At 67.1% G+C, this 26372-nt stretch carries 21 protein-coding genes and 1 pseudogene; 5 read left to right on the forward strand and 17 right to left on the reverse strand.

Translation table 11 applies throughout. The features are described from left to right. Window positions 1–23 precede the first annotated feature (23 nt). The 3 genes from ASB57_RS10000 to ASB57_RS10010 all read right to left on the reverse strand — a co-directional run bounded on the left by ASB57_RS10000 (window position 24) and on the right by ASB57_RS10010 (window position 3031). Window positions 24–1442, reverse strand: coding sequence for a dihydrolipoyl dehydrogenase (locus ASB57_RS10000; RefSeq protein ID WP_057652101.1), 1419 nt, complete (start codon window positions 1440–1442; stop codon window positions 24–26). Window positions 1443–1607: 165 nt separating this feature from the next. Continuing rightward, complete coding sequence (locus tag ASB57_RS10005) at window positions 1608–2345, reverse strand: glutathione peroxidase (RefSeq protein WP_057652102.1); 738 nt, start codon at window positions 2343–2345, stop codon at window positions 1608–1610. Between the two features lie 485 nt (window positions 2346–2830). Further along, window positions 2831–3031 carry a heavy-metal-associated domain-containing protein gene (locus ASB57_RS10010; RefSeq protein ID WP_057652103.1) on the reverse strand — a complete coding sequence of 67 codons (201 nt, stop codon included), beginning with the start codon at window positions 3029–3031 and terminating at the stop codon, window positions 2831–2833. Between the two features lie 330 nt (window positions 3032–3361). Here ASB57_RS10010 and ASB57_RS10015 point away from each other — a divergent pair. After that, a pseudogene (locus ASB57_RS10015) lies at window positions 3362–5935 on the forward strand (HAD-IC family P-type ATPase); the annotation flags it as partial. A gap of 122 nt (window positions 5936–6057) precedes the next feature. Beyond that, window positions 6058–6456 (forward strand): Cu(I)-responsive transcriptional regulator, encoded by a 399-nt coding sequence (cueR, locus tag ASB57_RS10020; protein WP_057652105.1) that lies wholly within the window; start codon window positions 6058–6060, stop codon window positions 6454–6456. Between the two features lie 133 nt (window positions 6457–6589). On the opposite strand, the gene ASB57_RS10025 is transcribed toward cueR, so the two are convergent. Together ASB57_RS10025 and cadR are read right to left on the reverse strand one after the other, a co-directional pair. Further along, complete coding sequence (locus tag ASB57_RS10025; protein WP_057652106.1) at window positions 6590–7183, reverse strand: nitroreductase; 594 nt, start codon at window positions 7181–7183, stop codon at window positions 6590–6592. Between the two features lie 46 nt (window positions 7184–7229). Then, the gene (gene cadR, locus ASB57_RS10030; RefSeq protein ID WP_057652107.1) at window positions 7230–7664 is read right to left on the reverse strand and encodes a Cd(II)/Pb(II)-responsive transcriptional regulator; all 435 of its coding nucleotides are present in this window, start codon (window positions 7662–7664) and stop codon (window positions 7230–7232) included. 102 nt (window positions 7665–7766) lie between these two features. Between cadR and ASB57_RS31805 the strand changes: the two genes are divergently transcribed. Both ASB57_RS31805 and ASB57_RS10035 read left to right on the forward strand, forming a co-directional pair. Next, window positions 7767–8246: a hypothetical protein gene (locus tag ASB57_RS31805; RefSeq protein ID WP_304439228.1), complete on the forward strand. Its 480-nt coding sequence runs from the start codon at window positions 7767–7769 to the stop codon at window positions 8244–8246. After that, window positions 8243–10384: a heavy metal translocating P-type ATPase gene (locus ASB57_RS10035; protein ID WP_369822821.1), complete on the forward strand. Its 2142-nt coding sequence runs from the start codon at window positions 8243–8245 to the stop codon at window positions 10382–10384. Before ASB57_RS31805 ends, ASB57_RS10035 begins: the two co-directional genes overlap by 4 nt. A 125-nt stretch (window positions 10385–10509) precedes the next feature. Here ASB57_RS10035 and ASB57_RS10040 read toward each other — a convergent pair whose 3' ends face one another. From ASB57_RS10040 to ASB57_RS10070, 7 genes are all read right to left on the reverse strand, one after another. Beyond that, window positions 10510–11952 carry an MmgE/PrpD family protein gene (locus ASB57_RS10040; protein WP_057652108.1) on the reverse strand — a complete coding sequence of 481 codons (1443 nt, stop codon included), beginning with the start codon at window positions 11950–11952 and terminating at the stop codon, window positions 10510–10512. Window positions 11953–11956: 4 nt separating this feature from the next. Continuing rightward, on the reverse strand, window positions 11957–12940 hold the full coding sequence (locus ASB57_RS10045; protein WP_057652109.1) for a tripartite tricarboxylate transporter substrate binding protein: 984 nt from the start codon (window positions 12938–12940) through the stop codon (window positions 11957–11959). Between the two features lie 48 nt (window positions 12941–12988). After that, window positions 12989–14341: an MmgE/PrpD family protein gene (locus ASB57_RS10050; protein ID WP_057652110.1), complete on the reverse strand. Its 1353-nt coding sequence runs from the start codon at window positions 14339–14341 to the stop codon at window positions 12989–12991. A gap of 37 nt (window positions 14342–14378) precedes the next feature. Continuing rightward, window positions 14379–15779, reverse strand: a complete 1401-nt coding sequence (locus ASB57_RS10055) for an MmgE/PrpD family protein (RefSeq protein WP_057652111.1) — start codon at window positions 15777–15779, stop codon at window positions 14379–14381. A 20-nt stretch (window positions 15780–15799) separates the two neighbouring features. Continuing rightward, on the reverse strand, window positions 15800–16780 hold the full coding sequence (locus ASB57_RS10060; protein ID WP_057652112.1) for a tripartite tricarboxylate transporter substrate binding protein: 981 nt from the start codon (window positions 16778–16780) through the stop codon (window positions 15800–15802). Between the two features lie 108 nt (window positions 16781–16888). Next, window positions 16889–17704: an N-acyl homoserine lactonase family protein gene (locus tag ASB57_RS10065; protein ID WP_057652113.1), complete on the reverse strand. Its 816-nt coding sequence runs from the start codon at window positions 17702–17704 to the stop codon at window positions 16889–16891. Beyond that, window positions 17701–19803, reverse strand: coding sequence for an FAD-dependent oxidoreductase (locus ASB57_RS10070; RefSeq protein ID WP_057652114.1), 2103 nt, complete (start codon window positions 19801–19803; stop codon window positions 17701–17703). The genes ASB57_RS10065 and ASB57_RS10070 overlap by 4 nt, the downstream gene beginning before the upstream one ends. 187 nt (window positions 19804–19990) lie before the next feature. On the opposite strand from ASB57_RS10070, the gene ASB57_RS10075 reads away from it, so the two are divergent. Then, window positions 19991–20971: a LysR family transcriptional regulator gene (locus ASB57_RS10075; protein WP_057652115.1), complete on the forward strand. Its 981-nt coding sequence runs from the start codon at window positions 19991–19993 to the stop codon at window positions 20969–20971. On the opposite strand, the gene ASB57_RS10080 is transcribed toward ASB57_RS10075, so the two are convergent. The 5 genes from ASB57_RS10080 to ASB57_RS10100 all read right to left on the reverse strand — a co-directional run bounded on the left by ASB57_RS10080 (window position 20922) and on the right by ASB57_RS10100 (window position 26317). Beyond that, complete coding sequence (locus ASB57_RS10080) at window positions 20922–21623, reverse strand: GntR family transcriptional regulator (RefSeq protein WP_057652116.1); 702 nt, start codon at window positions 21621–21623, stop codon at window positions 20922–20924. The two genes, ASB57_RS10075 and ASB57_RS10080, sit on opposite strands and share 50 nt — an antisense overlap. Window positions 21624–21771: 148 nt before the next feature. Then, on the reverse strand, window positions 21772–23526 hold the full coding sequence (locus ASB57_RS10085; RefSeq protein ID WP_197425018.1) for an AtzE family amidohydrolase: 1755 nt from the start codon (window positions 23524–23526) through the stop codon (window positions 21772–21774). A 107-nt stretch (window positions 23527–23633) separates the two neighbouring features. Continuing rightward, window positions 23634–24455: an ABC transporter ATP-binding protein gene (locus ASB57_RS10090; protein ID WP_057652117.1), complete on the reverse strand. Its 822-nt coding sequence runs from the start codon at window positions 24453–24455 to the stop codon at window positions 23634–23636. A gap of 3 nt (window positions 24456–24458) precedes the next feature. Next, window positions 24459–25301 (reverse strand): ABC transporter permease, encoded by an 843-nt coding sequence (locus ASB57_RS10095; RefSeq protein WP_057652118.1) that lies wholly within the window; start codon window positions 25299–25301, stop codon window positions 24459–24461. A 2-nt stretch (window positions 25302–25303) separates the two neighbouring features. Next, complete coding sequence (locus tag ASB57_RS10100) at window positions 25304–26317, reverse strand: ABC transporter substrate-binding protein (RefSeq protein WP_057652119.1); 1014 nt, start codon at window positions 26315–26317, stop codon at window positions 25304–25306. Window positions 26318–26372 lie beyond the last annotated feature (55 nt).

Below are 26372 nucleotides of genomic sequence, written 5' to 3' on the forward strand. Positions count from 1 at the left end.
CCGTGTCCCGCATGGCGCCTTGCTCAAGCTGCCGCGGCCAGCGGCACGCGCGCTTCGTCCAGCTTGGCTTGCGCGTCACGCAATGCCGTGCGCAAGCCCTCTTCCACCACGGGATGGTAGAAAGGCATTTCCAGCATGGCGGCGATGGTCAAGCCCTGCTGCAAAGCCCAGGCCAGCAAGTGCGCCAGGTGCTCCACGCTGGGGCCGGCCATTTCCGCGCCCAGGAAGCGGCCGCTGGCGCGGTCGGCGTACACGTGCAGCCTGCCCTTGTTCTTCAACATGACGCGCGAACGCCCCTGATTGCCGAAATCGACCTGGCCGCTGACAAAGCTGCCTTCCTGCAGCCGGCCGTAGGGCGTGCCGACCACGCCGATCTGCGGATCGGAGAAAACCACCGCCATCGGCGCGCGGCGCTGTCCAGCCGTGACGCGCGGATAGTGCGCCGCGTTTTCACCGGCGATACGGCCTTCGTCGGCGGCTTCGTGCAGCAGCGGCACGTCGCTGTTCGCATCGCCCGCGATGAAGATGGACGACGTGCCCGCCTGCATGGTGTAGCGGTCGAACTCCGGCACGCCAGCTGGATTCAGCTTGAGCGACGTGTTCTGCAGATTCAGGCCGCCTACATTTGCACGACGGCCGGTGGCCACCAGCGCGTAGTCGAAAGTTTCCGTGCGCTCGCTGTTGTCCAGCGCCACGTAGCGGATCTTCACGGCATCGCCTTCGCGCACCGTTTCCAGGACGCGCGCATCGGGATCCAGGTAGAACTCTTCCTGGAAGGCCTTGCGGGCGCTGTCGCGCACGGCGGGGTCGGACAGGCCGCCCAGGCTGCCGCTGACGCCGAAGACGCGCACCCGCACGCCAAGGCGGGCCAGGGCCTGGCCCAGCTCCAGGCCGATGACGCCGGGACCGAACACGGCCACGCTACGCGGCAGGTCGTCCCAGTAGAAGACGTCGTCGTTGACGACCACGCGGTCGCCCAGGGCCTTGAAAGGCGGCGGCACGGCGGGCGTGGAACCGGTGGCGATGACGACGCTGCCCGCATGGACTTCGGTGTGATCATCCACGCGCAGCACGTTGTCCGACACGAAGCGCGCATAGCCGAGCAGCTTGTCCTGCGCCGGGATGCTTTCCACGCCCTCCACGACGAAGCCGACGAAGCGGTCGCGTTCGCGGCGCACGCGGGCCATGACCTCGCGGCCATCCACGCGCACCTTGCCGTCGATGTGCACGCCGAAGGGCGCGCCGTGGGCGGCGGTGTGGGCGGCCTCGGCGGCGGCGATCAGCAGCTTGGACGGCATGCAGCCGACGCGGGCGCAGGTGGTGCCGTACTGGCCGGCTTCGATCAGCAGCGCGCGCTTGCCGGCGGCGATGGCGGCGCGGTAGGCGCCCAGTCCGGCGGTACCGGCGCCGATCACGGCGACATCGGTGTGCAAGGTTTTCATGATTATCCTTTTGGGCTAAGTGCGTGGCCGGTCAGCCGCACGGGCGCACGCTCTGGACAGAAAGCCGTCCAGGATCTGTTGCACGGGTTCGCGGGGCGAACTGCCCCGGGCTACCGCCGGGCCGCGCGTTTGTGGACGCGCGGCCCGGCCGGGGTGCCGCCTGGATCAGGCAGCAATGGCGAAGTGGGCTTTCAGGCTGTCCAGGCCGCCGATCAGCGCGCCGTTGATGAACACCTGCGGGGCGGTGCCCGCGCCCGACACGGCGCCGATCACGCGGCCGCGGACCTTGTTGTCCAGCGGGATGTCGACGAAGTTGTAGCCCTTGTTGTCCAGGATGGCCTTGGCTTCGATGCAGAAGGGGCAGCCGACCTTGGAGAACACCACCACTTGGTCCGGCTTGGCGGCGCTGGGCGACAGGTAGTTCAGCATCGTGTCCGCGTCGGAGACTTCGAACGGGTCGCCGTCTTTTTCGGGTTCGATGAACATCTTTTCGACCACGCCGTCACGCACCAGCATGGAATAGCGCCAGCTGCGCTTGCCGAAGCCCAGGTTGCGCTTGTCCACCAGCATACCCATGCCTTCGGTGAAGTCGCCGTTTCCGTCGGGCATCAGGGTGATGTTGGAGGATTCCTGGTCCTTGGCCCATTCATTCATCACGAAGGTGTCGTTGACCGACAGGCAGACGATGCTGTCGACGCCGTTGGCGAAGAAGGCGGGCGCCAGTTCGTTGTAGCGCGGCAGGTGGGTGGACGAGCAGGTAGGCGTGAACGCGCCGGGCAGGGAGAAGACCACCACCGTCTTGTTCTTGAACACGTCGTCGGTGCTCACTTGCTTCCATTCATTGCCTTCCCGGACGGGGAAAGTGACGTTGGGAACGCGTTGGCCTTCACGAGCTTGCAGCATGGGGGGAATCTCCGGTCTTGGGGTAAGGGATGGCGGCGTTTGAATGCCATGACCGAATAATAAATAAGAACTATCTTGGTGGATAATTTAATTAATTTAAGCAATCGATAGTTTTTAACGATTGATGCCTGTCTTTCTATAGCTTTGATTCTATCCCCGGAAAGGGAAAGGTGATGCCCGGCCTACGGCCGGGCATCTTGTGGGGCAGCTAGCGTCCCGGGACCGGCCCGGGCCGCAGGCCCATCCGGCCCCGCGCCAGCGGGACAAGGCCGCAGGCCCGCCCAGCCCCGCGCCAGCGGGACAAGGCCGCAGGCCCGCCCAGCTCCGCGCCAGCGGGACAAGGCCGCAGGCCCGCCCAGCTCCGCGCCAGCGGGACAAGGCCGCAGGCCCGCCCAGCTCCGCGCCAGCGGGACAGGGCCGCAGGCCCGCCCAGCCCCGCGCCAGCGGGACAGGGCCGCAGGCCCGCCCAGCCCATCCGCAGGAGGTCAGGCGGGATTGGGGGTGTAGCCGGCGTCGCGGATGGCGGATTCGACGGACGCGCGGTCGTCAGTGCCGGAGACGGTTACCAGGTGGCTGGCTACGTCGGCCTGGACGCTGGCGCCCGGGACGGCAGTCGTGACGGCCCCCGTGATCGTCTTCACGCAATGGCCACACGTCATGTCGGGGACTTGGTACTGCAGAGCCATGATGATTCTCCTGTCGATTTCATAGCGGATGCCCTGTTAAGGCTCCCACCAGTTAACAAAACCGGACACCTGCATAGGCATCCTCACATGGACAAAGCTTAAACCTTCCAACAATGGAAAGGTCAAGCCTGCCCGCTGCATCGCCCTTGGGAAGAACCGGCGCCCGACGGACGGCGCCACGATCGCCGCGCCCCTTGCCGCCCCGGCAGCGCGTCCCCGTCCGGCTCAAGGCCGCCGAAGCAACAGCTTGCATTCCTCCCCCTTGACCCTACCATTATGGGAAGGTTGATACTACGTCCAACATCATCGTTGACCATACGAACAAAGATCATGAACTCCCCCGTCACCGAGCTGGACCTCTCCATCGAAGGCATGACCTGCGCGTCCTGCGTCCGCCGCGTGGAAAAAGCGCTGGCCGCTGTGCCGGGCGTGGGCAACGCCAGCGTCAACCTCGCGACGGAGCGCGCCCACATCGCCTGGAACGGCGAAGTAGCGGACCCCACCGCGGACCCGCTGCTGGCCGCCGTCGCCAAGGCCGGCTACGCCGCCCACGTCATCGAAGACCCCCGCCGGCAGGCCGAACAACTGAACGCGCAACGGGAAGCCGAAGCCAGGCGCCTCCAAGGCCGCTTCTGGACGGCCCTGGCGCTCGCCCTCCCCGTCTTCCTCCTGGAAATGGGCGGCCACGTCTTCCCGCCCCTGCACGGCTGGATAGACGCCACCATCGGCATGCAAAACAGCTGGATCCTGCAAGCTGTACTCACCACGATCCTGCTGGCCGGCCCCGGCCGCCACTTCTTCCTGCTGGGCCTGCCGGCATTGTGGCGGCGCGCGCCCGACATGAACTCCCTGGTCGCCTTGGGCGCCGGTAGCGCGTGGGCCTACTCGCTGGTGGCGACCTTGCTGCCCGATGCCCTGCCGGCCGGCACCGGCGCCGTCTACTTCGAAGCCGCCGCAGTCATCGTCACCCTGATCTTGCTGGGCCGCATGCTGGAAGCGCGCGCCAAAGGACGCACCGGCGCGGCCATCGCCCGCCTGGCCGCCCTCCAGCCCCGCAACGCCCGCGTCCTGCGGACAGCCACCTCGACGCCGTCGACGCCCGCTGCTCTTGCGGACACACCCGTGGACCTGCCCATCGCGGACGTGCGCGCGGGCGACATCGTGCTGGTGCGCCCCGGCGAGAAAATCCCGGTGGACGGCGAAGTCATCGACGGCGGCTCCTATGTCGACGAATCGATGATCACCGGCGAACCGGTGCCCGTGGAAAAAGCCCCCGGGGCCGCGGTCACGGGCGGCACGCTCAACACCACCGGCGCCCTGACGGTACGCGTCACCCACACCGGCGCCGACACCGCCCTCGCCCGTATCGCGCAACTGGTCGAACAAGCCCAGGGCGCCCGCCTGCCCATCCAGGCCCTGGTGGACCGCGTCACCTACTACTTCGTGCCGGCCATCCTGCTCACTGCCCTCCTCACCTTCGCCGCCTGGATGGCATGGGGACCCGCGCCCGCGCTACCGCTGGCCCTGGTCCACGCCGTGGCCGTGCTGATCGTGGCCTGCCCCTGCGCCATGGGGCTCGCCACGCCCATGTCCATCATGGTCGGCACCGGGCGCGCCGCCGAACTTGGCGTGCTGTTCCGCCAGGGCACCGCCCTGCAGACCTTGCGCGATGTCGACGTCGTGGCGTTCGACAAGACCGGCACCTTGACGATAGGCAAGCCGTCGCTGACGGACATGCAGCTTGCCCCGGCCAGCAGCCATGACGACGTGCGTGGCTATGACGCAAGTCCTGGATATGACGCGAGTCCCGGCCATGACGCCATGCCTGACCATGGTCGCCTGTCTGACCATGGCGGCCTGTCTGACCGTGGCGAGCAAGACCGCCGCAACGACGTCCTTGCCTTGACAGCCGCGGTCCAGTCCGCGTCCGAGCACCCCATCGCCGTGGCCATGCTGGCCGCTGCACGCGAAGCCGGACTGACCCTGCCGCCGGTGCAGGATTTCCAGGCGCTCACCGGCGCGGGCGTGCGCGGCACGGTGCAAGGACACAAGCTGGTACTGGGCTCCGCCGCCCTGATGCGCCAGGAAGGCGTCGACATTGCCGCCCTCGCCTCCACCGCGGAAACCTGGGCCAAGGAAGGCAAGACGCCGATCCACGTGGCCATCGACGGCCAGGCCGCGGCCTTGATGGCCGTCTCCGACCCCATCAAGCCGGGCGCGGCGGCGGCGATCGAGGCGCTGCATGCAGCGGGCGTTCGCACCGCCATGATCACCGGCGACGACCGCCGCACGGCCCAGGCCGTGGCGCGCGAGCTGGGCATCGACGAGGTCCATGCGGAAACCTTGCCGGCCGACAAGCAACGGGTGATCGCGGGAATGCAGGCAGGTGCGCGCGCATCGAAAACCGAACCCGGTGACGGGCTGGTCCCGGGGGCCGGGCCAGTCACGGGGGCCGGGCCAGTCACGGGGGCCGGCCCATTCACGAAAGCCGGGCAGGCCCACTCTGCCCGCGGGCACACGGCGGCCTCCGCGCAATCCCGGAAAGTGGCATTCGTCGGTGACGGCATCAACGATGCCCCTGCCCTGGCGGCGGCCGATGTCGGCATCGCCATCGGGACCGGCACGGATGTCGCGATCGACGCGGCCGACGTAGTGTTGATGGCGGGCGATCCGCAAGGTGTGCCGCGTGCCATCGGCGTCAGTCACGCCACCCTGGCCAACATCCGCCAGAACCTGTTCTGGGCCTTCGCCTACAACGTCGCCCTGATTCCCCTGGCGGCGGGCGTATTGCAGCCGCTGGGCGGGCCCGCGCTGTCGCCCATCTTCGCGGCCGCGGCCATGGCCCTTTCCAGCGTCTTCGTGGTGGGCAACGCCCTACGCTTGAAGCGCTACGGGGCCCGCGCAGGCAGCGGCACGGGCGCGGACGCCGGCAGCGGCACGGGCGCGGACGCCGGCAGCGGCACGGGCATCCAGCAGACAACCGGCGCCAGCGGCCACCAGCCCCATGGCGCGGCAAGGAAACAAGCATGAATATCGGACAAGCCGCCACGGCGACGGGCATCAGCGCGAAGATGATCCGCTACTACGAAGGCATAGGATTGATCGACACCGCGGGCCGCACGGAAGCAGGCTACCGCGTGTACAGCGACCATGACCTGCACACGCTGCGCTTCATCCGCCGCGCGCGCGACCTGGGTTTTACGGTGGAGGTCATGCGGGATCTGCTGGCGCTGTGGCGGGATCGTGGCCGCGCCAGCGCCGACGTCAAGCGCATCGCGCTGGAACACGTGGCGGAACTGGAGCGCAAGGCGGCGGCGCTGCGCCAGATGGCGGACACGCTGCAACACCTGGCAGCCCACTGCCACGGCGATCAGCGGCCGGACTGCCCCATCATCGACGAGCTGGGCGCGCCCGGCGCGCAATGAGCGCTGCCGCGTCGCAGCGACAGCTCAGCGGCTTAGCGGCTCAACGGCGCACCGCGTCAGCGGGTCAGCGGAGTCAGCGACCCAGCGGCGCAGCGCCGGGAGCCTGGCGCTGCGACTACGCGCAGGTAGTGCCTCAGGCCACCGGCCCGGTCCACTCCGTGATGAAGTCTTTGTAGTCCGGACGCTTCACGGGCGGCACTTCGCAACCGGGCGTGCCGATGGCCAGGTAGCCAAGAAAGCGGTAGTCCAGTGGATCGAAGCCCAGGGCCAGCTGGACTTCTTCCACATACGTGCCCACACCCGTGCTCCAGAACGCGGCGTAGCCCAGCATGTGCACGGCGTTCAGCACGTTCATCACCGATGCGCCCGCGGCCAGCATCTGCTCGTGCTCGGGAATCTTGCCGTGGTCGATCTTCTGGGCGACGGCCAGGAATAGCGGAACGGACGCCATCCACTCGCGCACCGACTTTTCTTTCTCGGGAGTCATGCGCGGATCGCCGCTGCGCTTGACCGCGCCCAGCGCCACGTCGGCCAGCTTGGCGATATTCTCGCCACGGATGATGGCGTAGCGCCAAGGGCGTTGCGAACCGTGGTCGGGCGCCGACATGCCGGCCTGGAGGATCTGGCCCAGCTCGTCCGGCGACGGCCCGGGGGCGCGCAGGAACTTGGTGGAACGGCGGGAATACAGGGCGTGCAAGGGAGTGGAAATCGTTTCAGGGGAGTTCATGCTTGGGGGATTCTCTTGGAATGATGGAATACAGGTCGCCTTGGACTCAGCCCAGATGGGTATGGCGCTCGGGGCGTTCCTCGACCTGCATTTCGGCCAGGCCATGCAGGATGCCGCAATTTTCGGCATGTGGCCGGGCCGAAAGACATCGTTGGCGCAGGTCACCCAATTGCGCTTTCAATTGCGTCAGCTCGGCGATGCGTTCGTCGACGTGGGTAATGTGGGCGTCGAAGATGTCATTGATGGGGCCGCAGTCGGCGGCGTGGCTGTCGGCCAGTTGCAGGATCGCGCGGATTTCTTCCTGCGTCATGTCCAGAGCCCGGCAGTTACGGATCAGGCGCAGGCGGTCGGCATGGGTGGGGCCGTAGCTGCGATAGTTGTTGTCACCGCGTTCGGGGGCCGGCAGCAGGCCCTCCTTTTCGTAGTAGCGCACGGTTTCCACCGTGGTACCGGCGGCCTTGGCCAATTCACCGATTTTCATAATCCAGCCTCCGCGGAACGACGCGCTGACAGGCAACGCTTGACCCTATAGTAACCCCAGGGTGTGGAATAGCGTTCATGAAGACGAAATTCCCGCCTATCGTTGCTGTTCAAAAAAGGGACGGAGCTGATCCGCACCCTGCCCACGCTCACGACCATGACGCTTGCTGCGGACATGATCATGGCGCACCGGCTGACGCCGGTGCGCATCGGGGCGAAGGCGGCGCGGCTACGGCTGCGACCGCAGCAGGCCGCGATCATGACGGCCACGATGACTGCTGCGGTGGCCACGCGCCCGCTGTGCCAGCGTCGGCGCACGCCGACCATGATCATGACGACCATGGCCACGATGACTGCTGCAGCGGCCACGCGGCTGCCGTGCCGTCGGCGGCGCACGCCGACCATGAGTATGACCATGAACATGATCACGGCCATGATCATGGGCATCATGATCATGCCGGGCATGCGCACGATCATGCGGCGCATGAGCACGCCCACGCTTGCTGTGGCCATGACCATGGCGCGGCGCCTGCGCCGGCGCAGGCGGATGCCGACCTGCAGGTGGCGGCGGGCGAAACCTTGACCCGTCTGCTGATCAACCAGATGGACTGCCCCACCGAAGAAACGCTGATCCGCCGCAAGCTCGGCGCGATGCCCGACGTCCGGCAGTTGCACTTCAACCTGATGCAGCGGGTGCTGACCGTCGTCCACGCCACCCCGGCCCTGCCATCGGTGGAAGCCGCCATCAAGGACCTGGGCATGACCCCCACCGTGCTGGAAGGCATGGAAGCGCCGACACCGGCCGCCGCCCCCACCCGCTGGCGCGGCCTGGTGGCCGGCGGCGTGCTCGCGGCCCTGGCGGAAATCGCGCACTTTGCCGGCAACCCGATGTTGGGTCCCGTGCCGCTGAGCGCCCTGCTCGCGCTGCTGGCCGTGCTGGCCTGCGGCCTGACCACCTATCGCAAGGGCTGGATCGCCATCCGCCACGGCAATCTGAACATCAACGCCTTGATGAGCATCGCCGTGACCGGTGCCGCCGCCATCGGCCAATGGCCGGAAGCCGCCATGGTCATGTTCCTGTTCAACGTCGCGGAGCTGATCGAAGCCCGTTCCCTGGACCGCGCGCGCAATGCCGTGCGCGGCCTGCTGGATCTCGCCCCCGCCACGGCCACCGCCCGCCAGGCGGATGGCAGTTGGCGCGAAGTACCGGCGGCTGACCTGAAGGTCGACGACGTGGTCCGCGTGCGCCCCGGCGAACGTATCGCCGCCGACGGCGTGCTGGTATCCGGCGCATCGGCCGTCGACCAATCGCCCATCACCGGTGAAAGCCTGCCCGCTGAAAAGACCGTGGGCGATCCCGTCTACGCGGCCACGGTGAACACCCATGGCGCTTTCGAATACCGCGTCAGCGCCGCCGCCGGCAACAGCACCTTGGCGCGCATCATCCATGCGGTCGAGCAGGCCCAGGGCGCGCGGGCGCCCACGCAGCGCTTCATCGATCGCTTCTCCCGCATCTACACGCCGGCCGTGGTGGTCCTGGCGGCGTTGGTGGCCATCGTGCCGCCCCTGGCCTTCGGCCAGGCCTGGGCTGTCGCCATCTATCGCGCGCTGACCTTGCTGATCATCGCCTGCCCCTGCGCGCTGGTGATCTCGACCCCGGTCAGCGTGGTCAGCGGGCTGACGGCCGCCGCGCGGCGCGGCATCCTGATCAAGGGTGGCGCCTACCTGGAAAACGGCCGCCGCCTGCGCTGGCTGGCGCTGGACAAGACCGGCACGATCACGCACGGCCGCCCGGTGCTGACCGACCTGCTGCCCCTGGACGGGACGTCCGATGAGACCGCGCGCCACCTGGCCACCAGCCTGGCCGCCCGCTCGGACCACCCGGTGTCCCTGGCCATCGCGGCCGGCGCCGCTGGCGTGGCTGACGTCGCCGACTTCGCGGCACTGCCCGGGCGGGGGACGCGTGGCGTCATCGACGGCGTCACCTATCACCTGGGCAATGCCCGCCTGATGCGCGAGCTGGGCCTGGAGACACCCGCGCTGACGCAAGCGCTGGAAGCGCTGCAAAGCCAGGGCAAGACGGCCGTGGTGCTGGCCGATGCCCGACGCGCGCTGGCGATCGCGGCCGTGGCCGATACGGTCAAGCCGGCCAGCCGCCAGGCCATCGCCGACCTGCATGCCTTGGGCGTGCGCACCTTGATGCTCAGCGGCGACAACCATGCGGCCGCGCGCGCCATCGCGGATCAAGTGGGCATCGACGAAGCCCGTGGCGAGCAGTTGCCCGAGCATAAGTTGCAGGCGCTGGAAGAGCGCGCGGGCGAAGGCCTGGTGGGCATGGTGGGCGACGGCATCAACGACGCCCCCGCGCTGGCCCGCGCCGACATCGGTTTCGCCATGGGCGCGGCCGGCACCGGCACGGCCATCGAGACCGCCGACGTGGCGCTGATGGACGACGACCTGCGCAAGATCGGCGAATTCCTGCGCTTGTCGCGCGCCACGCATCGCGTGCTGGTGCAGAACATCGTGCTGGCCTTGGGGATCAAGGTGGTCTTCCTGGCGCTGACCATGGCTGGGGCCGCCACGCTGTGGATGGCGGTCTTCGCGGATGTCGGCGCCAGCCTGCTGGTGGTGGCCAACGGCCTGCGCCTGCTGCGCACCGGCGACGGACGCCTGGCTCATGGCGGCGCAAAAACCGCCGCCATGCAGACCTCGGCGGCATAAGCAATAAAGGACGCTCCCGGGAAAATCGGGAGCGTCCTTTCGGCTTGACAGACCCCACGACAAACCAGAACCCCATGGCGCAATAACGAGGCGCCAGTCGCCGCAGGCAACGCCAGCGCCCCTGCCTACATCGCCTCTTCCACGGCCACGCCATCCCGCACCTCGGCGGCGGCCAGTGCCGCACCCAAAGGTGCGAGTGTCGGCGCATCGAAGATTCCAGCCGCCAGCAGCAAGATCCCATCGCCCGCCTCGGCACCCACCGCGTGATGCGCCAAAGATCGGTATTTAGCGATGATGTCGGCGCGCGGCATCGGATTCTCCGGCATGCCCAGGGAATAATCGACCCGCCGCTCCAAGGTCCGGCCATCGCGCAAGATCAAGGTGACCTTGCCGCCATACACGCGCGGATACGCCTGGTCGATCTCCGCATCGATCTCGATGTCCACCCGCATCGCCAGATCCACCACTTCGGGATCCACGATGCGTTCCTGCGTGAACTGCTCCAGATAAGCCTGCCCGTCCACCAACGCCACCGCCACGTTGTAGCGCAGGCTCATCTGCGCGTTGAGCACCGAATCGGCCTTGTAGTTGAAACCGGTCTGCGTCCTGACCACGCTGGGTATGCCCGTGACGATGCGCGCGATGTCGCTGCCGCGAACACCGTGTTCGCGCTTGAGCGCGAGGGCCGCATCCACGCAGGCATGATTGCTGCCGCAACAGGCATAGGGCTTGAAGCAGGTGGCATCCGTATGCCACTCCTCGCCCAGACCCGCCACCACCCGATCCGGCCGCGGATCATCCGACATGCCGAACAGCAGGCCGCCGTCCTCCGCTTCAAGGATGTAATGCGGCCCGCGAAAACCCCGTTGAGCCAGCAAGGCCGCCGCCACACCCGCTTCCGCCGAGCGCCCCGGATGCAGCCGTTTGCTCATGCCGCCATCCGCGGTAAAGGCCCATAACCCAGCGGACTGGGTCCCGGCCAGGCCCAAGGCGCTGGCCGTGGTTTCCGTATCCAGCCCCAGCATCACGCTGGCGGCGGCGGCCGCCGCCAAGGTGCCGGTCGTGCCCGTCAGGTGCCAGCCCCTCATGCGCGCGCGGCTGGGATTGGCGCCCAGGCTGACGCGGTTCATGGTTTCATAGCCAGCCGTCATGGCCGCCAGCGCGGTGGCCCCGCTGCTGCCCTCGCGTTCGCCCAGTGCCAGCACCACCGGCAGGACCACGGCGCCGGGATGGATCTTGGCGCGGCTGTGGTCGTCGAAGTCGAAACCATGGATCGCCGTGCCCGCCGCCAGCACGGCGTGGTTCACGCTGACCCGCGCCTGCCCGCCCCACAGCCCGGCTTCGGCCGGACCGCCGCGGTCATGCGCGTAGTCCCGCATGATGCGGCCCCAGGGCGTGGCCAAGCCGTACAGGCCACAGCCGATGGTGTCGATCACCGCGCTCTCCAGCACCTGCCGCGTCGAAGCCGGGACATCCGCCGGCCGCAGGTCCGCGATGAAGGCCGCCAATTCAAGCGTGATACCGCGATGCCGCGCGGCCAGCGTTTTCCATGCGTTCAAGTCATCCATGGCATCAGTCCGCATTGGCGCCCGACGCGCGGGCTACTTCGCCCCAGCGCGTGAGCTCGGTTTTCAGGAAAGCGGAGAAGGCCTGCGGCGATGCCTGCGTGTAGGGTTCGATGCCCAGCTTGGCCAGTCCTGCCTTCACCTCGCTATCGTTCACGGTCTGCACCAGAGCCTTGTAGAGCTTGTCCACCACGGGCGCCGGCGTCTTGGCCGGCGCCATCACGGCGAACCAGTTGAAGGCCAGCACCGATGGCATGCCGTCCTCCACCGACGTCGGCACGGACGGCAGGACGGGTGCACGGTGGTTGTCGGTTACCGCGATCGGCCTTAGCTTGCCTTCCGCCACCATCGTGTAAAGCGCCGGCACGTCCATGATGATGCCGTCGACGTGACCGCCTACCGCGTCCGTCATCGCGGGACCCGCACCCTTGTACGGCACGTGCACGATGCGCCCCTTCGATGCGGTCTTGAACAGCTCGATGGCCAGATGCGGCAAGCCGCCATTGCCCGATGACGCCAGCGTCACGTCCTGTTTCTTCGCCAGCGCGACCAGCTCCTGCAGATTCCTGGCCGGCAGCTTGGGATTGATGGCGATCAACTCGGCCGTGGCCGCCACGGTAGTGATGCCGGTCAGATCCTTGACCGGGTCGTAGGGCATATTGCTGTACGTATGCGGGCTGATCGCCAGCGGACTCGCGCTGCCCAGTGTGATCGTATAGCCGTCCGGCGCGGCGCGCGCCACGTACTCGGTGCCGATGATGGCATTGGCTCCCGCGCGGTTCTCGACCACCACGCTGGTCCCAAGGATCTGCCCCAGCTTGGGCGCCAGCAGGCGGGCGACGATGTCGTTGGACCCGCCCGGCGGAAAACCGACCACCAGATGGATGGGCTTGGACGGATAGGCGTCCGCGGACCATGCGACCGCCGGCGTCAGGGTGGCGGCCACGACCGTGGCCAGCGACGCGGAAAAGCCTTTGAGGATGTCCAGCATGATGTCTCCTGCACTTGTCGTTGTTGTGGACGTCCGCCGCGCATGCCGCTACTTCGCGGACGCCATGGTCAGCTCCATCAGCTGCCGCACGTCGCTGCAATTCTCGATATCGGCCACGTTGTCCGCCAGGCGCGCGGCCTGGGCCGCGCCGATGACCGGCACGGCCAGGCTGTCGAACTTGGCGCGCAGTTCGTCATCCGACATCGAGTTCTGTATGGAGCCCTTCGGATAATCTACTTGCGACACATGGCGCGCACCATCCGTCGTTTCCAGGGTCATACGGCAGGACACGCCACGCGGCAGGCTGTCGTCCACCGTGATGCGGACCAGGTCGGACAGCTCGCGCAGCAGCGGCTCTTCCAGACGCTGGTTGTTGTATTGCCCGAACAGGGCCTGGCCGTCGGTCAGCGCCACCGCCACGGAATACGGCAGGCTGACCTGTGCCTCGTGATACGTACGCGGACGCGCGTTCTGGTGATACAGCGCCCAGTCGGGATGGCGCGCCATCTCGATGGACTTCACCCGTTTGGGATCGGGCGCATGCTTGCGACGGATCTCCAGGGCGCAGTCGATGGCGTTGTGGATGGGCCGCGCGCAGGAATACGGTTTGAATTCGATCTCCAGCAGATAGTCCTGGTCCAGGCCGGCGACCAATTCATCGGGCTGATTCGCGTCGGTGAAGGCCGCCAGGAAGCCCCGCTCACCGTCGAAGATGGTGGCCGCGCCCGTGAACCCGAGCTGCGCCATGGTGGCGGACGTATGGCCGCTGCGCGCGGCCGGGCCCGGATTGAAACGCTTCTGCATGGACGGGCCGTACATCTCCATCAGGCCGCCCGACTGCGCGCCGGCCAGCCCAAGCGCGGACACCAGCTGTTCGGCGGACAGCCCCAGTATCTTGGCCGTGGCCACGGTCGCGCCGAAGATGCCGCAGGTGGGCGTAGTGTGATACCCGCGATTGCGCAAGGACGAATTGGCCGCCTTGCTGACGCGTTCCATCATCTCGCAGCCGGCCGCCAGCGCGGTCAGCAGATCCTTGCCGCTGGCGCCGGCCTGCTCGGCACTGGCCAGCGCCGCCGAATAAACCGGCGGGCTGAAATGGAAAAGCGCCAGCACGTCGATGTCGTCCAGTTCCACGCTGTGCGAGGAAATCGCGTTGGCGAACGCCGCCTGCATGGCCGGCACTCGCGTGCGATCGCCCACCAGGGTGGATTGGGCATGGCCGCCCATCGAGCCGGCGTAACGCCGCGCCACCTGGCCGCTACCCGTCTGGCTGCCGGCCAAGGCCACGCCCAGATAGTCGAGCAACAAGCGCTTGACGGCGTGGCGCGTGGCAGCGGGCACCTTCTCGTAGTCGTAGGCGGTGAAGTGGTCGGCGATGCGTTCGGAAAGTGTGGCGGTCATGGTCTGTCCCAATAACGGTGGCAAAGTGAGGGAGGATTCAGGCGCGCGGGGCGGCCAGCAGGCGAATCAAGGGATCCAGGTCATCCAGGCGTTCAAGATCCTTGGACCAGCGCACTACCTTGTCGATGTCGGCGGCGCTCAGGCAGGACTCGACGACATTGCGGAATTTGTATTCCACGTCCGCCGCGCTGATCGGGTTTTCCGGGCTGCCGCGCCGGTTGAGGATTTCGTGCGTCAAGCTGCGGCCGTCGCGCGTGCGTACCGTCACCACGGCGGCGTGCCGGAAGGCAGGGCCCATGGTGTCGAAGCGCTCTTCCGTGCGAGCATGGATGCGGGTGATGAAATCCAGCAGGCGCGGATCGGCCAGGCGGTCCTGGCGGTATTGGCTGACGAAGGCCACGCCATCGTGGGCAATCACCGCCAGGCCGTAATAGAGATTCATCTGCGCGGCCGTGACACCCTGCGCCTTGTAGTCCCACGCGCAATGCACGAAGGTCATGTGGCTGACGCCGACATCCAGGTGTTCGATATCGTCGGGCCGCAAATCGTTCTCGCGCATCACCTGCGCCAGCGCGTCCAGCGCCGCGTGGATGCTGGTCACGCTGGCGTGCGGCTTGTAGCCGATCTTGGCGGTTTCCCATTCCTGTCCCAGGCCGTCCGTCAGGCGCGCGGCATTGGGCTCGCCGGAATAGGTACTCAGATAGCCGCCGTAGCTCGCCTCCAGCACATCGGTGATGCCGGTGAAATCGCGCCGTGCCAGCAAGGCGGAATAGACACCGCTCTGGGCGGCGCGGCCCGAATGGAAACGCTTGACCATGGCGCCTTCCTGCGCCGCCATCAAGCCGCCCGCCTGCGAACCCGCGATGCCCAGCGCATGCTGCATGCGGCCCGCGTTGAGTCCCAACGCCCGGCCCGCCGTCGCCGCGCCCACGAACACACCGGAACTGCCCTGCGGATGAAAGCCGCGGAAGAACAGGCGCATCGTCGCGGCGTTGCCCACGCGGGTGCCGATTTCGTAGCCGGCGGCCATCGCGGTGATCAGGTCGCGGCCGCTCCAGCCGCCGTCGCGCTCCGCCAAGGCCAGGCCCACCGGCGTCGCGATGGAGCCGGGATGAACGATGGACTCCTTATGGATGTCATCCAGCTCGAAAGCATGGCCCGCCGTCGCATTGACCAGCACCGCCTGCGACACCGACGTCTTGCGGCCGCTGCCGAACAGCGATGCCACCGGTGTCGCGCCCTCTTCCTCCACCATGGCCTGCACGTGCGCGGTCCAGGGCAACGTCGCGCCGAAAAGGCAACATCCGATGCTGTCCAGCACGCTGCTCTTGATCCGGTCCACCACCTCCGGCGGCAGATCCTCGTAGCGGATGCCGGCGGCGAAAGCCGCCAGGTCGCGTGTGGCGTTTTCCAGCAAGGGCGGTTGTGAACTGCTCATGGTGTCTGTCTCCTCTTATCTCATTCGATGTGCGTGCCCGAAGCCGCGATGGCCTTGGACCATTTCACGGATTCCTCCTTGAGGAATACGGCGGTCTGGGCAGGCCCCTGGTTGATGATGCTCACGCCCGCATTGGTCAGCCGCTTGCGCAGGTCCTCGTCTTTCAAGGCCTGATCGAACTTCTGCGCCAGCTGCGTGGCGATTGCATCGGGCAGCTTAGCCGGCCCGAGCAGCATGTACCAGGTGGTCACCGAGTAGCCCTGGACACCGCCTTCGGCCATGGTCGGGACGTCCGGCGCGATCGGCGAGCGCTGCGCGCCGGTCTGGCCCAGCGCGCGCAAACGGTTGTCGCGGATATAGGGCATGCTTTCGGAGATCGGCAGCACCGTCATGTCGACCCGGTTGCCTATCATGTCGGTGACGGCCGCCGAGCCGCCCTTGTAGGGCACGTGCAGATATTGCAGGCCCGACATGGACCGCAGGACCTCGGCGGCCAGATGCGACGAGCTGCCGTTGCCGGAACTGGCGAAGCGCACCGCGTCCGGCTTCTGCTTGCTGAGCTGGATCAGTTCCTGCATGGATTTGGCGGGCAGGTCCGGCCGCACCATCAGCACCAGGGGCGCCTCGCCGACCAGGGCGATGGGCTTGAAGTCGCTCAGCTTGTATTCAACCTTTCGGTACAGGCTGGGATTGATGGCGATGCCCGGCGTGCTGAACAGCAAGGTATAGCCGTCCGCCGGCGCGGTGGCCGTGGCGTCGAACGCGAGGTTGCCGCCCGCCCCCGGGCGGTTCTCCACCACGAAGTTGTAGCCGGACAGCTCGTTGACCTTCTGCGTGACCATGCGCGCCACGATGTCGGCGCTGCCCCCGGCGGGAAAGGCCACCAGCAGGCGGATGGGGCGTTCGGGGTATTTGTCCGCCGCGTGGGCGGTTGATGCGGCGGCGCCGGCCAGCATCAGGCCGGTGGCGAGACAGCTGAGATAGCGGGTAATGCTCGGCATGATCGTCTCCTTGGTGGTCTTATCGTTATCTGTCTTATCGTTATCCGGGCCGTTTGCTGCGCCGCCGCGGGGCCGCCCTGCCCCGCAGCCGAAACCGGGTCCGGGCACTCAGGCCAGGGGCTCCGCGTCCAGCCTGACCGCGATATCGACCAGGTCCGCCGCGGCCGGCGGATAGCGGCGCATCACCTCGGGGTCGTGCCCCGGCACGATGTGCTCCGGGCTGTCCGCCAGGCGCTGCAGGGTCAGATACCCCTCGATCGCATCGCCAATATGGAAGCAGGTCGTGAACACGCGCTTCTTCTGGAAGTGCTCGTAGTAATGGCTGGTGTCCGACGCCAGCACCACCCAGCCGCGCCGGGTGTGCACGCGCACGCACTGCAAGCCATTGGTGTGACCGCCGATACGATGCACGCTGATGCCCGGCGCCAACTCGGCTTCGCCTGCATGGAACACCACGCGATCCTGGAAGACCAGGCGCACCATCCCCGTCACTTCGTCCACCTCATAGCCATGGTTGAACTGCTTGTGGCGCATATGGCGGCCGGTGGCGTATTCCATTTCGGCATCCTGCAGATGGAAGCGCGCGGCGGTGAAGGCATCGAAGGTGCCGACGTGGTCGTAGTGCAGGTGCGTAAGGATCACTTCGGGCACCGTGGCCGCGTCGACATCCAGCAGGGCCAGGCCCTCGGCAGGCGTGCGCAGCAAGCTGCGGCCTCGCTTGGCGGCCACGTCGGGTCCGAAGCCCGTGTCGACCACGAACAGCTGGCCATGGCCGCGAATCAGCCAGACGTAGTAGTCCATGGGCATCGGCCCGTCGTGCGGATCGCCGCCGATGAAATTGTTCTGGCGGCGCGCGTCCCGCGTGGCGTAGCGGATGGCGTAGACCTCGTATTCAGGCAAGGCTTGCGTGTCGTTGGGCGTCATGATGCGCAGGTGTTCCGTTGGTAAGCGGGCTTGTTGATGGCGGCGGCATGCCCCTTGGTGGCGTGACCCTTGGTGGAGCGCCCCTCGGTCGCGTGTCCCTCGGAATGCGCCGTGCGGCTGTCGCCGTCCACGGCCAGGGCCACCATCCAGGCATCGCGCAGCGCGGCCAGGAAATCGCCCGGCGCGTTGCAATCGCCGATGCGCGCGTAGGGAATGCCGGTCTTTTCGATTTCATCGATAACGTCCAGCGCCGGACGGGGTCCCGTGGCGAAGGCCAGCACGTCGCCAACGTCCAGGTCCTGCGGCGCCTGATCGCCGATCTGCACCCGCAGGTGTTTGCCTTGAGCGGCCAGGATGCGGCATTGCGTCAGCACGTGGATGCCGCCGGCCTGCAGGCGCTCGATCAGCTCGAACTTATTGTTGCGGGCCATGCCGTTGGCGATGGTCGGCTGCACTTCCAGCACCGTCGTCGCGATATCGCGTACCCGCAGCGCATCCGCGGTTTCAGCGCCGACCATGCCGCCGCCCACGATGGTCACGCGGCTTCGCGGATCCAGGCGATCCAGCTCCGCCAGCACATCCCAGGCGTGGCACACACGTATCGACGCATCCAGGCCGCTGACGTCGAACGGCGGCGGCGCCGGCCGCGCGCCCGTGGCGACGACGATGTGATCCGGCGCCCAAGCCCGTATGGCCGAGGCATCCGCGCTGACACCCATGCGCACCGGAATGCCCATGGCCTGCGCCGCTTGCCAGCGGTAGGTCCACACCGGCTCGACTTCGGTCTTGTCGGGCGCGGCACAGGCCAGCGGCACCTGGCCACCCGGCCGCGCCTGCTTTTCCCAGACTTCCACGTCGTGGCCGTTGCCACGCAGTACGCGGGCGGCTTCCATTCCGGCCACCCCAGCCCCAAGCACCAGGACTCGCCGCGCCCCGCTGCCCGCCTTCTCCCTGGCAGGCTGGAACAGCTGCGGCTCCGCGTAAGGCAGCGCTTCGAATTCCGTGCCTATCATCGGGTTCTGCACACAGGACACGTCCTTTTCCAGGGTCAGGCGCTCGAAGCAGACATTGCAGGCGATGCACTGCCGGATCGGCGCTTTCACCTTGCCGAAGGCTTTCGCGCACCAGTGCGGGTCGGCGTACAGCGCACGGCCTATGGACACGAAGTCGGCACTGCCCGACGCCAGCATGTATTCGGCGTCGGCGGGCTCGACCATACGCCCGGCCACGAAAACGGGGATGTCCACCGCCTCCTTGATCGGCCTTGCCGCATCGGCCAGACAGGCGCGCGGGAAGGACGGCGGCTGGATACAGAACTTGGACAGCTGCGGGCTTTCATTGCTGCCGCCCGACAGATCGATGGCGTCCGCGCCGGCGCCCTGCACCGCCTGGGCCAAGGCGACGATCTCGTCCTGGCCGTAACCGCCTTCAGCGAATTCGCTCACGCTCAGGCGGATGACCAGGCGCAGGTCGGGCAAGGCGTCGCGCATGCGGTTCATCGTTTCCAGCAGGAAGCGCATGCGGTTGGCGATGCTGCCGCCGTAGTGATCGTCGCGGTGGTTGATGCGCGGACTGAAGAACTGCTGGAACAGGTAGCCATTGGCCGCGTGTATCTCCACGCCGTCGTAACCGGCCCGCCACAGCCGCCGCGCCGCGGCGACGAACAGTTTCTGAATCTGCGTGATTTCGTCGACCGCCAGCGGCCGCACCGCGTCGCCCGTGTTGGGGTTGACCCAGGGCGACGGGCCCACCGGCTCCATGTTCAGCACCGAACGCCGCAGCAATGCACCGCGATGGTTGAGTTGCCCGAACACGTGGCAATCATGCTGCTTGATGGCTTCGACGATGCTGGCCAGGCCGGGAATGAAGCGGTCGTGATAACAGCACAGCGAGTTGTTGTGCGGCCGGGCCTGCTCGGTGACGACCATGGCCTCCGTCATGATCATGCCGACGCCCCCCTTGGCGCGTTCGGCGTAGTACTGCTTGTCGCGCTCCGTCGACAGGCCGTCGGTGGTGCTGTAGTTGGTGCCCATGGGCGCCATCACCACGCGATTCTTCAGGCGCAGGCCGCCCACCATGCCGGGCTGTTCTAGCAGCATTGCATTGCCTCCTTGGCGTTCCCGTCTGACGTGGCGTCATGTCCATCTCGATGCCGTGCCCTGTGCCGGGCGATGACGGGGAGCGAATGTCAGTGCAAGCAGTCTAAATTCCGGCGTGGCGGGCGATCAATTAGCTAGAATGACGAACACTATTGAATCGGATTCATAAGTCCGATCGGGAGGGGACATGGAGAATCTGAACGCCATCCGCGTGTTCGCGAAGGTCGCCGAAACGCGCAGCTTCACCGACGCGGCCAAGCATCTGGGCCTGACGTCATCTGCCGTCAGCAAGGCCATCACCCGGCTGGAACAGGAACTGGGCGTGCGGCTGCTGCACCGCACCACCCGCTCCGTGGGCCTGACCAATGACGGCGCCAGCTTCTTCGAACGCTGTCAGCAGATACTCACCGATGTCGACGACGCTGAAAACGCGCTGAACCGTTCGCGCGCCGCCCCGCATGGACGGCTGCGGCTGCATATGCCCGTGGGCTTCGGCCGCCGCGTCATCGTGCCGGCGCTCAGCGGCTTCATGGAGCGCTATCCGGATCTGGTGCTGGACGCGGAGTTGAGCGACCGCATGATAGATCTGGCGTACGAAGGCATAGACGTGGCCGTGCAGATCGGAGAGCCCGCGGACGCCCGCCTGATCGCGCGGCATCTATGCCATCTGCGCTTCGTCGCCTGTGCGTCGCCCGACTACCTGGCCCGGCACGGCGCCCCCGCCACGCCGGAAGACCTGGATCGGCATCACTGCCTGGCGTACGTGATGATGCACACCGGCCGCTATCGAGAATGGCAGTTCCTCAAGGACGGCAAGGCGTTTGCGAAGACCGTCTCGGGCCGGCTCAACATCAATAACGCGGAGTCCTTGCTGGAAGCGGCGACGGCGGGCCTGGGCGTGGCCATGATCAGCAATTTCATCGCCGCCGACGCTTTGCGCGACGGCCGGCTGCGCCCGGTGCTCACCGACTACGTCGCGCAGGGCCCGCGGGTCAGCGCCGTCTACCTGCCGGGCAAGAACCTGTCGCCCAAGGTGCGCGCTTTCGTGGACTTCCTGCGCGACCTGATCAGCGGCGACCCGCACTGGGATGATGCCGGCGAACCAGGCGCCCGCCTGCTCAAGCCTGGCCGTGCGCCTGCCGGGCCAGATACACCTCGTGCAGAGTGATCTTGCGCACTTCGGCCTGGCTGGAGGCGATATGGGCGGTGAGCAGCCGGCAGGCCTCGTCGGCCCGTTGCGCCAGGATGGCGCGCAGGATCTGGGCGTGCTCGTCATAGGTCGCTTCCACGCGGGGGCGCTGGGTGAAGTCCAGGCGGCGGATGATGCGGATGCGGTCGGTGACCTCGCGATGGACGCGGGCCATTTCCTCGTTGCCGGCCGCGCTGACCAGGGTGCAGTGGAAGGCCTCGTCCCACAAGCCTACCTGGGCCATATCCTGGCAGCGGTCGGTGGCCGCCACCAGCCAGATGTCGGCCAGCGCGTCCACGGCGGCCCGGTCGATGCGCGGCGATGCCGCGCATAAGCGCCGCACGGCCTCGCACTCCAGCACCATGCGCAAGTCGTACAACTGCTCGAATTGCTTGAAGTCGAAGGGCAGCACGCGCCAGCCGGCACGGAACAGCACTTCTACAAAGCCTTCCTGCTGCAGGCGGAACAAGGCCTGACGTACTGGCGTGCGCGACACGCCCAGTCGATCGCTGATTTCACTTTCGGTGAAGCGGTCACCCGGCACCAGGCGGAAGTCGGCGATGTCGCGCTTGAGCAGCTCGTAGACGTCCGCCGCGCGGGTGCGATGCTCGGGGGGAACGACGGTCGACAATTCCGGCGGCGCGCCAGGGCTCCGCTCCCGGCCACCCGGCGGAGCCTCCGCCGCAGACGGCGTCCGGGCGCGCGGCTGTCCTTGGGAGCCAGTGGCGGACCTCGTCGGGGCCGGCGTGACATTGCGGGTCGTCATCGCTCGCGCGCCGTCACAACGCAGCCGGGCGCAGCCCCGCCACGCCGGCTTTTTCCAGGACGCGCGCGGCACGCAGGGCCAGGTCTTCGCGCCACGGCGCCGTGATGATCTGCACCCCCAGCGGCAGGCCTTGCGTGCCTTCCGGCCAGACCGGCGCGGCCACCACCGGGCAGCCCGCGAAGGAAATCGGCTGCGTCAGCAGGCCCATCGCGGCGCGTGCCGGCTGCGTGGTGCCATTCACGTCCAGCCACTCCGTGCCGATCGGCAAGGCCGGCACCGGCGTCGCGGCCGCCAGCAGGATGTCCCATTTACCGAACAAGGCCAGCACGCGTTCCCGATAGAGCCGGCGGAAGCGATGCGCGCGCGCCACCCAGTGCGCCGGTTGCAGCGCGCCCGCGATGAAGCGGTCGACCGATAGCGGCTCGAACTCGTCGGCGCGGCTGCGCAGGTCGTCCAGGTGCAGGCTGCCGCCTTCGCTGGCCGTGATGATGAAGGCCGCGACCCGCGCCAGGCCGGCGTCCGGCCATTCGACCATGGCCTGTACGCCCAGGGCCTTGCCGGCGATCCGCACCGCGGCGCGCGCGGGTTCGGTGGCGTTGTCTTCGAAGTAGCTGTCCAGCAGGCCTACGCGCAAGCCATCCACGCCCTCTTCCAAAGACGGCGATACGGACTGGACTGCCTGCGCATGGCAGCCTGGATCCTTCACGTCGGCGAACTGCAGGGTGTCGTAGACTCGCGCCAGCAAGCCGGCCGAGTCCGCGAAGGGACCCAGGTGATCGATGCTGTGGACGAAGGGATACGTGCCGCGCCGCGACAGCCGGCCGAAGGTCGGCTTCAGTCCCCACACGCCGCACAGCGACGCGGGGACGCGGATCGAACCGTTGGTATCGGATCCCAGCGTCAGGGGCACTTCCCCAGCCGCTACCGCCGCGCCGGAGCCGCCCGACGAACCGCCGGCGATGCGTCGCAGGTCATGCGGATTGTGGGCCGGGCCGTAATGGGTGTTCTCCGTGGTGAAGCCATAGGCATACTCGTCCATGTTCAGCGCGCCCACCAGCACGGCGCCTGCATCTCGCAGACGTTGCACCAGGATGGCGTCGGCGGAGGCGGCGGCATGGTCGCGGTTGATGATGGAGCCGGCGACCGTCACCTCACCTTCGATGTCGAACAGGTTCTTGACGGCGTAAGGCAGGCCCGCCAGGGGCGGCAGCGTCTCGCCGGCCGCGCGCCGGGCGTCGATGGCATCGGCTTCGCGGCGTGCGCGGTCCAGGGTGCGCAAGGTGAAGGCGTTGACGCGGCCGTCCACGGCTTCGATGCGGGCGATGCACTGTTCCAGCCAGTCGCGGGCGCGCAGTTCGCCGCTCGCCACGGCGGCCAGGCGGGCCAGCGTGTCAGCGTCGTCCGCGGCAGAGGTCGCGATGGCGGTCGCGGTCCCGCCAGCGGTTGCTGCACCAGCGGTTGTTGCACCAGCGGTCGTTGCACCAGCAGGCGCTGCTGCGGCGGCGAGCCGCTGCAGGCTTTCAGTAGCGGCCGTGGCGGGCGCCTCGACTGCGGCAACACCCTCCGCCTGCGCCGGAAACGGCGCCGGGCAGAACAAGGCGACCGGTTCGTCCTCCACGCCCATGGGCGCCGCGTCCAGCATGGCGGCCATGGCCCGGGTACGCCCCAGGTGGGCGGCCACGCGCTGCGCGCGATCCGCCGGCAGCGGCAGATCCAGCAGCGCCGCGCTGGCGTTCACAAAATCCAGAATACGGGTCTCTTCCGTCATCGCTATCCTTTTGTCGCCCAAGGCGTCATCGGCGCCGTCACCCGCCACGCCATGGCGGAACAGCGCCTTACAGCAGCACGCTTTGCCGCGCTGGCGCGGCAAAGCTTTTACCGCCTTACTTCCCGCTGGAAAATCTCCAGGCTCAATTTTTTGGCGGCCACGAAGCTGGGCTGGGACAAGGTTTCCAGCGTGCGCGGCCGCGGATCCGAGTATTCCAGGATCTCCGCCACCTTGGTGGGCCGTTTGGTCAGCAGCAGGATCTGGTCCGCCAGATATACCGCCTCTTCCAGGTCGTGCGACACGAGCAGCATGGTGGTGCCGGTCTGCATGAACACCTCCTGCAGCTTTTCCCGGATGAACAGGGTCATCTCGAAATCCAGCGCGGAGAACGGCTCATCGAGGAACAGCACTTCCGGCCGCGGCGCCAGCGCGCGCATGATGGACGCCGTCTGCTGCTGGCCACCCGACAATTCATAAGGGTAGCGGTTCAGGTCGAACTTGACGTCGAAGGAAGCCACCAGCTCTTCCATGCGGCGGTCGACCTCGGCCTTGCTCTTGCCTTCCAGCAGCAGCGGATACGCGATGTTGTCTATCGTCCGCATCCAGGGGAACATCGCCTCGCGATAGTTCTGGAAGACGTAGCCGATCTTCGTATCCTTCAAGGACTTGCCATCGAACAGGATCTCGCCGCGGTCGATGGGAATCAGTCCCGCGATCATATTGATCAGGGTGCTCTTGCCGCAACCGTTGGGCCCGAAGACCGACACGATCTTGTTCTTGGGAATGTCGAGGTCGAAGTTCTCGTACAGCGGCCAGCCCGCGAAATACTTGGTCAGCCCACGGATGGTGATGTGGGTGCCCACGGGACCCGGCTGGAAGCGGGGTTTGGGCACGTCGGCAAAAGCCGGAGGATTCAAGACAGTACTCATGGCTTACCTTCCGCTCCAGTGAACGACACGGCGTTCCAGCACAAGGAACAGGATGTTCAACACATAACCCAGCGCGCCGGCCGCGAGGATGGCCGCATACATGGTCTTGACGTTCAACACTTGCTGGGCGTCGATGATCGCGTGGCCCAGGCCGTTTTCCGACCCGATGAACATCTCCGCCACGATGACGATAACCAAAGCCATCGACACTGCCGACCGCAAGCCGACGAAGCTGGGCTGCAGGCTTTCCCACAACAGCACGTCCTTGAAGATGCGCCAGCGCGAGGCGCCCATCACCTTGGCCGCCATAACGCGCTGCTTGCGGGCGTTGATCACGCCGTAAGCACTGTTGAACACCACGATCAGCAAGGCGCCGAATGCCGCGATGGCCACCTTGTTGATATCGCTGACGCCGAAGATCAGCAGGAAAAGCGGAATCAGCGCGGACGACGGCGTCGAGCGGAAAAAGTCGATCAGGAACTCGACGCTGCGATAGGCCTTTTCATTGCTGCCCAATAGCACGCCCAGGGGCATGCCGATGACGGCGGCAATCACGAAGGCTTCAAGCGTGCGGGCGACCGTCACCGCGAAGTCGGTCAACAGCGGCCCGCCGGCCAGACCGGTGACCAGCGCCACCAGCGTGTCAGCCGGGCTGGGCAGCAGGATGGCCTTGATCAAACCGGCTCGGACCACCAGGTCCCAGATGATGAACAGCACGACCGGCCCCACGAAGGGCAGGAAGCGGTCGCGCAGCGGAGCCTTGGGCGGCGCCGCGTCGTTGGAGACGGGGGGAGCCCACGCCGTCGTGTTCCCCGCGGCCGGGACAGGTGGAGGAGCCTTGGACATGATCAAGCCTTGTAAATCAGTTTCGTAACGTCGACCTTTTGCGAGAAGATGCCCTTCTCGGTGAACAGGTCGTAGAACTTCTGGAAGTACTGGATATCGCTGGGCGTGTACTCGTCGTAGGTCATGTAGGCGGCCAGCGGCACTTCCTTGGTCAGGGCGCCCTCGATGGCGGTGTAGCCCTTCAGATACTGGCGCGCGTCTTCAGGGTTCTCTCGCACCAGCTGAATGCCGCGCTTGTAGGCCGCGATGTATTTCTTGGTGGCCTCGGGGTACTTCTTGATGAAGTCGGTGGTCAGGCTGGCCGCGCCGCCGTGCCACGGCGCCAGGGGATCGCCCAGGATGTAATGGGCCACCACACCGGCCTCCAGCACGCGGGTGGTGCCGTTCAGGCGGCCCACGGTGCCGGTCGGCTCCAGCGTGTACACACCGTCGACCTGGCCGGCCACGATGGCGGCGACGTGCTGGCCGATCGGCAGTTCGACCACGGTGGCGCCGGTCGCGCCGGCACGTTCCAACATGGTCTTGGCCAGGGTCACGTTCTGGATGCCGGGGCCGCTGGCGATCTTCTTGCCCTTCAGGTCCGCCACTGTCTTGTAGGGGCTGTCCTTGGCCACCACGAACTCTTCCAGCACGTTCTTGGCATTGCTGGGGTTGGTGCAGAAGATCTTGAACATGCCGGGCTGGGCGATTTCACCGATGGCCAGGTTGGCGGCGCCCACGCCGTTGGCGCTGCCGTCGCAACGGCCCGCCAGCATCCCTTCCATGACCTGCTGGGCGCCCGCGAACTTCTGCACTTCGACATCCAGGCCGGCGTCCTTGAAGTAGCCCTTCTCCACCGCCGCGAAGAACGGCAGCGCCGCGGCCACCGGCCAGAAGCCGATGCGGATCTTCGGCGAGGACTCGGCGCGCACGAAGGCCGGCGCGGCCATCACGCCCAGGGCGGCGGCGCCGGTCAGCAAAGTGCGACGACGACCGGCATCGGGCAATGCGGCGGTCTTGATGGTGGGCTTGGTCATGAGCAACTCCAAAAGTCGGGATTAACGTTCAGCGGGGAGAAGAAGAATTCGGTTC

This window comes from Bordetella sp. N, from assembly GCF_001433395.1.
In the GTDB taxonomy this organism is placed as follows: Bacteria; Pseudomonadota; Gammaproteobacteria; order Burkholderiales; family Burkholderiaceae_B; genus Bordetella_C.

Coding starts and splice junctions, on each gene's coding strand:
- ASB57_RS10065 (WP_057652113.1), bottom strand. CDS start 17,704: ATGACGCCCAACGACACGCAAGCCTTGCCTGAATACGAGGTCTACGCC.
- cueR (WP_057652105.1), top strand. CDS start 6,058: ATGAATATCGGACAAGCCGCCACGGCGACGGGCATCAGCGCGAAGATG.
- ASB57_RS10010 (WP_057652103.1), bottom strand. CDS start 3,031: ATGGCTCTGCAGTACCAAGTCCCCGACATGACGTGTGGCCATTGCGTG.
- ASB57_RS10075 (WP_057652115.1), top strand. CDS start 19,991: ATGGAGAATCTGAACGCCATCCGCGTGTTCGCGAAGGTCGCCGAAACG.
- ASB57_RS10000 (WP_057652101.1), bottom strand. CDS start 1,442: ATGAAAACCTTGCACACCGATGTCGCCGTGATCGGCGCCGGTACCGCC.
- ASB57_RS10060 (WP_057652112.1), bottom strand. CDS start 16,780: ATGCCGAGCATTACCCGCTATCTCAGCTGTCTCGCCACCGGCCTGATG.
- ASB57_RS10070 (WP_057652114.1), bottom strand. CDS start 19,803: ATGCTGCTAGAACAGCCCGGCATGGTGGGCGGCCTGCGCCTGAAGAAT.
- ASB57_RS10040 (WP_057652108.1), bottom strand. CDS start 11,952: ATGGATGACTTGAACGCATGGAAAACGCTGGCCGCGCGGCATCGCGGT.
- ASB57_RS10085 (WP_197425018.1), bottom strand. CDS start 23,526: ATGACGGAAGAGACCCGTATTCTGGATTTTGTGAACGCCAGCGCGGCG.
- ASB57_RS10055 (WP_057652111.1), bottom strand. CDS start 15,779: ATGAGCAGTTCACAACCGCCCTTGCTGGAAAACGCCACACGCGACCTG.
- ASB57_RS10095 (WP_057652118.1), bottom strand. CDS start 25,301: ATGTCCAAGGCTCCTCCACCTGTCCCGGCCGCGGGGAACACGACGGCG.
- ASB57_RS10005 (WP_057652102.1), bottom strand. CDS start 2,345: ATGCTGCAAGCTCGTGAAGGCCAACGCGTTCCCAACGTCACTTTCCCC.
- cadR (WP_057652107.1), bottom strand. CDS start 7,664: ATGAAAATCGGTGAATTGGCCAAGGCCGCCGGTACCACGGTGGAAACC.
- ASB57_RS10090 (WP_057652117.1), bottom strand. CDS start 24,455: ATGAGTACTGTCTTGAATCCTCCGGCTTTTGCCGACGTGCCCAAACCC.
- ASB57_RS10050 (WP_057652110.1), bottom strand. CDS start 14,341: ATGACCGCCACACTTTCCGAACGCATCGCCGACCACTTCACCGCCTAC.
- ASB57_RS10025 (WP_057652106.1), bottom strand. CDS start 7,183: ATGAACTCCCCTGAAACGATTTCCACTCCCTTGCACGCCCTGTATTCC.
- ASB57_RS10100 (WP_057652119.1), bottom strand. CDS start 26,317: ATGACCAAGCCCACCATCAAGACCGCCGCATTGCCCGATGCCGGTCGT.
- ASB57_RS10045 (WP_057652109.1), bottom strand. CDS start 12,940: ATGCTGGACATCCTCAAAGGCTTTTCCGCGTCGCTGGCCACGGTCGTG.